This is a genomic window from [Clostridium] clostridioforme AGR2157 (genome assembly GCF_000424325.1).
GTDB classification, from domain to species: domain Bacteria; phylum Bacillota; class Clostridia; order Lachnospirales; family Lachnospiraceae; genus Enterocloster; species Enterocloster clostridioformis_A.
Window position 1 is genome coordinate 1 of the sequence record NZ_AUJR01000102.1, and the last position, 4,817, is coordinate 4,817.

Consider the following 4,817-nt stretch of genomic DNA (forward strand, 5'->3'; position numbering starts at 1 on the left):
CAAATGCTGTCAGGAATCCGTGTAGACTCCAAGGATATGTTGAAGGAGCGGATCTATCAATACTTTAATGAGGTCAACGCGGTGCCGGTGCCATAAAAGGAAAGGCCAAAAACAAGCACATTCCCTGCAGCCAACATGTCCTCCGCCCATTCAAACTGCGGGGCATCATATGAAATCAAAATAACGGAGCCATCGCAGACACGTCATAGTGGAACATTCGCCCATACACCTTACTTGCGTCCGGCAGCGCTTTGAGTATATATTCTATTTCTCACTTCCGAAGATTCTGCTTCGCTCATGCTTTTTACACAAGCATTCCAGCATGTTTATCAGGACAGGAACAATTCTTTCGGCAGACCCGTGGCAACCGCCAGCTTGATGCAACATTTTTTAAGCTCTGTAAGATATTCCAGTGCGTATGGTGACAGTTTCACATTACAGATATTCTGAGGATTGCCAAAACAAATTTGATAGGAAGCGGGGCACATCTGCGCTTATTCCAGCCTGGCCAGATTCTCTTCCATTTTGTCCAGTACTCTTTTCTTCTGCGCTTCTGTCAAAAATCCATCTGCCGCTGCATCTTCCAAAATCTCTGTCACTTCTTCCATATCATTTCTGTATGTTTCAGCAGTCAAAGGCGTATTCCGGTTCACAAGTTCCGGCCGCATGACAATAGTTGGGTTGAAAGCTACCATGACCGTTTCTGTTTCTATCGGAAACGCTCCTTTATAGATGACAAACTCCCCTTTTTCTCTGTCAGCCTTCAGACGGGCCAAATCCCGTTCCATGGCTATGACATCCGGATCCCCCTCTCCTCTGTCCTCTTTAACAACTTCTACAATCCTCTGATACTCTTCCACCGAATACATCTCAAAAATCCCTCCAAGGGTCGGGTCATCATCCCAAGATTCCAGAGTAAAAGCACTGGATGGCACCACACCGTAGACTGCTATGCAGCTTACGGTCATTGCAATGGACAGCATGATTCCCAAAAGGGAGATTTTTTCTTTTATATGCATGATATGAAGGATACGTTCCTTCATAAGACTTTGACCCAGGCCGGAAGTCAGAAGATTAATCCCTGCCCTCTTTGCTTCCAGCTCTACCAGCAAATTGGCATAAGTTTTTCGTTTATCCCTCCCCACTGCCCGAACCACCGCTTCATCGCAGGCCAGTTCCATATCCCTGCTAGCCAATGCATACATAATCCACACCAGGGGATTGAACCAGTGGCAGACGCAGGCAGCAGCCAGACACAGCTTTTTCAGGGCGTCCAGGTGCCGGATATGAGCCAGTTCATGTTCCAAAATTAGCTCCAAGCTTTCCCTGTCCCTCCAGTCTGTCTGTTTTGGAAGAAGAATCACCGGGAATAAGATGTTGTAGGTTAAGGGGGAATCAATCTCGTCCGAAATCCGGACTGTGATTCTGCGAAAAAAGTTCTTATATTCTAGCCAACTGTGGATCCAGGAAGATTTCTCTATAAGAACTGCGGTGCGGTATTTCTTCATGCTGGCAAAATGAACATGCCCTAAATACAGGCCGAAAACCAAAGCGCCGGAAGACCACAAAATTTTTAATATATTCCGGTCAAAATCCGGCCATGCCTTGGCTGCCTGCCAGGTCCCTGCCGGGAGGGATAGGGGGGAGGTTATATCCGGCATAAATTCGACTAATCCATCCGCCACAGGAATGGGAATCCCTGCTGATATGGGAATCATCAGCTTACACCAGGCAAGTATCCAGAGAAACGAAAAAACTTGCCTGGGCATTCTTGCAGAAAAAAGCTTCCGAAAAAGCATGATAACTAGAATCAGGAAAGAAGCCGCAAGGCTCATCTGCAATACTTTCATAGACTCACTCCACCTCGTTAATCATTCGCTTTAACTCCTCCAACTCCTCTTTTGACAAGGATTTCTGGGATAACAAGGCTGAAAACAGCATGGGAACAGAGCCGTCAAAGACACTGTTTATAAATTCCCGGGCATCATCCTGAACCGCCTGTTCTTTGGAAACAAGGGCTCTGCAGACAAAATTTGGTTCCAGACGCTCAATAAAACCTTTCTGAACGCACTTTTTAATGACCGTGTAGGTGGTATTCTTATTCCAGCCGATGGAATCATGTAAGATCAGGGAAATCTGCTTGGCCGTAACCTCCCCTTCTTTCCAGATGACTTCCATTACCTTTCTCTCTGAGTCAAACAGTGTTTTTTTCATACCTATCTTCACCTCGTATATTCGTTTTATGTATGCTATTAGTCGTATATCTCCTATATACTATCACGGTAGTCTGTTGATGTCAACGAGTAATACCATCTGTTGTGTGGCAGTAATATCTACCAACATCTGTAACCAGAATTCGTCAGAAATTCGTCAGAAAATATCCGTTGACACGTCAAGACTATTATGGTAGTCTTTATCTCATATAGACTATCACAATAGTATATCTTTTTACAAAAGGATGCGCACCTGTCATAGAAAAAATAATAAAAGAAAGGATTTATACCATGTTAAATCATACTAAGAGAAAACTTACAGCTACAGGAATCATGTGTCTTATGCTCACGGCAGCCAGCACAACTGCTTATGGAGCAGCTCCTGCGTTGCAGACAACTGCTGTTCAGACCCAGGCAGTCCAGAATTCAGTCGAAGATCCCACTTTGGGGGGACTTTTTGAACTTTACACTCCAGCAGAATACGAAGAAACCATCAATCAGATTAAAAAGTACATGGGTGCTAATCATGCGGATGTCAAGGCCATGGAAGCAGATCTGGCCAAACTAAAAGCAGACAACGGCAAAGGCGAATTTGTCATCTATAAAGGCGCTTTTAGTGTATCCACCGAAACCACCATAGTTGCTTTTAATCCTACTATCGTTATGAGGCCGGATCTGGCAAAAAGCGCTGAGGAATTGACTGCGGAAAATTATAAGAAGGACATAGAAGATGTAACAAAGCTTTTAGATCAGGCCGTAAAAGACAAGACCGTAACCCCAGAGCAAAAGGAGTCCATCTTAAAAAAGATGAATGAAAATCTGACAAAATTAAACTAATGCAGCAACTTTGTAATAATACAATTTACTGCTATCTGCATCACAGCGGTCTTGCCAAATCAGCAGGCCGCTGTTTTACTTGCCATGCGCTTCCATGCTTTTGTATTTTTCCGTTTTACATCCCGTCATAACAATGGCAGCCAGCAATGACGAAAGACCATACTTATACAAATCATAGAAATGATGAGTCGGTCCACAGCCTTTTCCAATAGAAAGGGAATGGCTGATTCCTGTAGCAACATATGCTTTGCCCTTTCAACTGCCTGATAAACATCCACCCCGTGCGCCAGATGAGGGGTAATAGCAGCGGAAAAAGTACATCCCGTGCCGTGTGTATTCTTTGTATCAATCCGGCTTATCACAAAATGATGCATTTTCTCCCCGTCAAATAAGACGTCATGCGCATCACTGACAGCATGGCCGCCCTTCACTACCACCGCCCCACAGCCCATGGCATAAATCTTTCTGGCGGCAATTTCCATATCTTTTACGGAATGGATGTGCATATCTGCGATTCTTTCCGCCTCCGGGATATTGGGCGTCAGTACATCAGAAATTGCCATCTTAATCGTTCCTTTCTCTCAGATATACCCTCTTCCACTGCCAGATCCTCTTCATAAAATCCTTTTCCAGAAAATCCGGGTCAAGTTCACCGAATGAAAACATCTTCCAGTAACAGCTAAAAAGATAACCATTGATCTCCTCTAATAACAACTGCATATCAATGCCAGGCCGGAACAGGTCCATATCTGCTGGAATTAGTATATCGTCTATTCCATGGATAAATGCAGCCTTGTTATTGCGCCGGACTTCTTCTTTGATTTCAGGATTTTCCTCAAAAAACGCCCTCAATGTAAACAGGTATATTGTCGGGGTCTCCCTCATAAATACACAGCCGGCCAGGACTCTCTGGCAAATGATCTCAAAAAAATCTGTGGTCTGCGTATGGCACTTCATTACTTTCTCATGATAAAGCCTGCCCGCATGTCCCCAAAGGTACAGATATAGTTCTTTTTTATTTAAGAAATAATGGAACAGCAGAGATTTGGATACACCACCGGCATCTGCAAGCCTGGACATAGATGCGTTTTTATAGCTGTTCCTGGAAAATACCTCATATGCCGCATTTATGATCTGCTCTTGCCTTTCCTTCGGAAGTGCAAAAAATTTCTCATTCATCCCGAACCTCCTATGATTTGTTCCCTTAATATGTTTCCTTTCCCATTCTGGTATTCGCAGAGATCAGTCGTCCGCGTCCCTCTGCCTTTACCATTGTTTCCAGCTCCCATAACGCATCCTTTCCAATCCACCTCTGTGCTTTATTTCCTCTTTCCGTCCATTCATGCGCCAGTAAAAGCGCCTTTTCATTATAATGAAAGTCCTTTTTCCCAATTTCCTTCAGTGCACTGGAGGCAGCTTTTTTTATATTATAGGAAAGTCCTTGCTGAAACGAAGTTATGTAAACTAATGATTCTGCCAAAGGAGGGTATAGAAAACAGACGGTGGTTTAGAACAGGTCGATATAGAACCCTTCTTCCCATCCATCATCGTCGAGGTCGTCATCTTCAGTTAAAAAGTAATGCATATCCAATAAATCAGAATCGGTCATGTCCTTGACCAGTTTGGGTGTCATTCCTTCTGGAGGATTTTTGATGTATTTTTGTCTGAGTTCATCCACATATCTTTGATTCATTTGCAACTGCCTCCCATCTGTAATAAATGTAGTATGAAGCAGATGGGAGAGAAAGTCAAGCAGAGCGGGACCGG

At 43.9% G+C, this 4,817-nt stretch carries 6 protein-coding genes; 1 reads left to right on the forward strand and 5 read right to left on the reverse strand.

Features of this window, described 5'->3' with window-relative positions; translation table 11 throughout:
• Nucleotides 1-494: 494 nt before the first annotated feature.
• Entirely contained in the window at nucleotides 495-1,850 is a 1,356-nt protein-coding gene (locus G614_RS29440; RefSeq protein ID WP_049948111.1) for a M56 family metallopeptidase, read from the reverse strand.
• A gap of 4 nt (nucleotides 1,851-1,854) precedes the next feature.
• The gene (locus G614_RS0123375) at nucleotides 1,855-2,214 is read right to left on the reverse strand and encodes a BlaI/MecI/CopY family transcriptional regulator (RefSeq protein WP_027643819.1); all 360 of its coding nucleotides are present in this window, start codon (nucleotides 2,212-2,214) and stop codon (nucleotides 1,855-1,857) included.
• 290 nt (nucleotides 2,215-2,504) lie between these two features.
• Here G614_RS0123375 and G614_RS0123380 point away from each other — a divergent pair, with 290 nt between their 5' ends.
• Complete coding sequence (locus G614_RS0123380) at nucleotides 2,505-3,050, forward strand: hypothetical protein (RefSeq protein WP_027643820.1); 546 nt, start codon at nucleotides 2,505-2,507, stop codon at nucleotides 3,048-3,050.
• Nucleotides 3,051-3,175: 125 nt separating this feature from the next.
• Here the strand turns inward: G614_RS0123380 and G614_RS28815 are convergent, their stop codons facing one another.
• The 3 genes from G614_RS28815 to G614_RS0123400 form a co-directional block, all read right to left on the reverse strand.
• Nucleotides 3,176-3,613: a PfkB family carbohydrate kinase gene (locus G614_RS28815; protein WP_330367080.1), complete on the reverse strand. Its 438-nt coding sequence runs from the start codon at nucleotides 3,611-3,613 to the stop codon at nucleotides 3,176-3,178.
• A gap of 1 nt (nucleotide 3,614) precedes the next feature.
• On the reverse strand, nucleotides 3,615-4,229 hold the full coding sequence (locus G614_RS0123390) for a TetR/AcrR family transcriptional regulator (RefSeq protein WP_027643821.1): 615 nt from the start codon (nucleotides 4,227-4,229) through the stop codon (nucleotides 3,615-3,617).
• Nucleotides 4,230-4,557: 328 nt separating this feature from the next.
• Nucleotides 4,558-4,743: a hypothetical protein gene (locus G614_RS0123400; protein WP_027643217.1), complete on the reverse strand. Its 186-nt coding sequence runs from the start codon at nucleotides 4,741-4,743 to the stop codon at nucleotides 4,558-4,560.
• Nucleotides 4,744-4,817: the final 74 nt, after the last annotated feature.

Excerpts from the sequence above, each read along its gene's own strand:
- G614_RS0123380 (WP_027643820.1), top strand. The coding sequence starts at position 2,505 with ATGTTAAATCATACTAAGAGAAAACTTACAGCTACAGGAATCATGTGT.
- G614_RS28815 (WP_330367080.1), bottom strand. The coding sequence starts at position 3,613 with ATGGCAATTTCTGATGTACTGACGCCCAATATCCCGGAGGCGGAAAGA.
- G614_RS0123390 (WP_027643821.1), bottom strand. The coding sequence starts at position 4,229 with ATGAATGAGAAATTTTTTGCACTTCCGAAGGAAAGGCAAGAGCAGATC.
- G614_RS0123375 (WP_027643819.1), bottom strand. The coding sequence starts at position 2,214 with ATGAAAAAAACACTGTTTGACTCAGAGAGAAAGGTAATGGAAGTCATC.
- G614_RS0123400 (WP_027643217.1), bottom strand. The coding sequence starts at position 4,743 with ATGAATCAAAGATATGTGGATGAACTCAGACAAAAATACATCAAAAAT.
- G614_RS29440 (WP_049948111.1), bottom strand. The coding sequence starts at position 1,850 with ATGAAAGTATTGCAGATGAGCCTTGCGGCTTCTTTCCTGATTCTAGTT.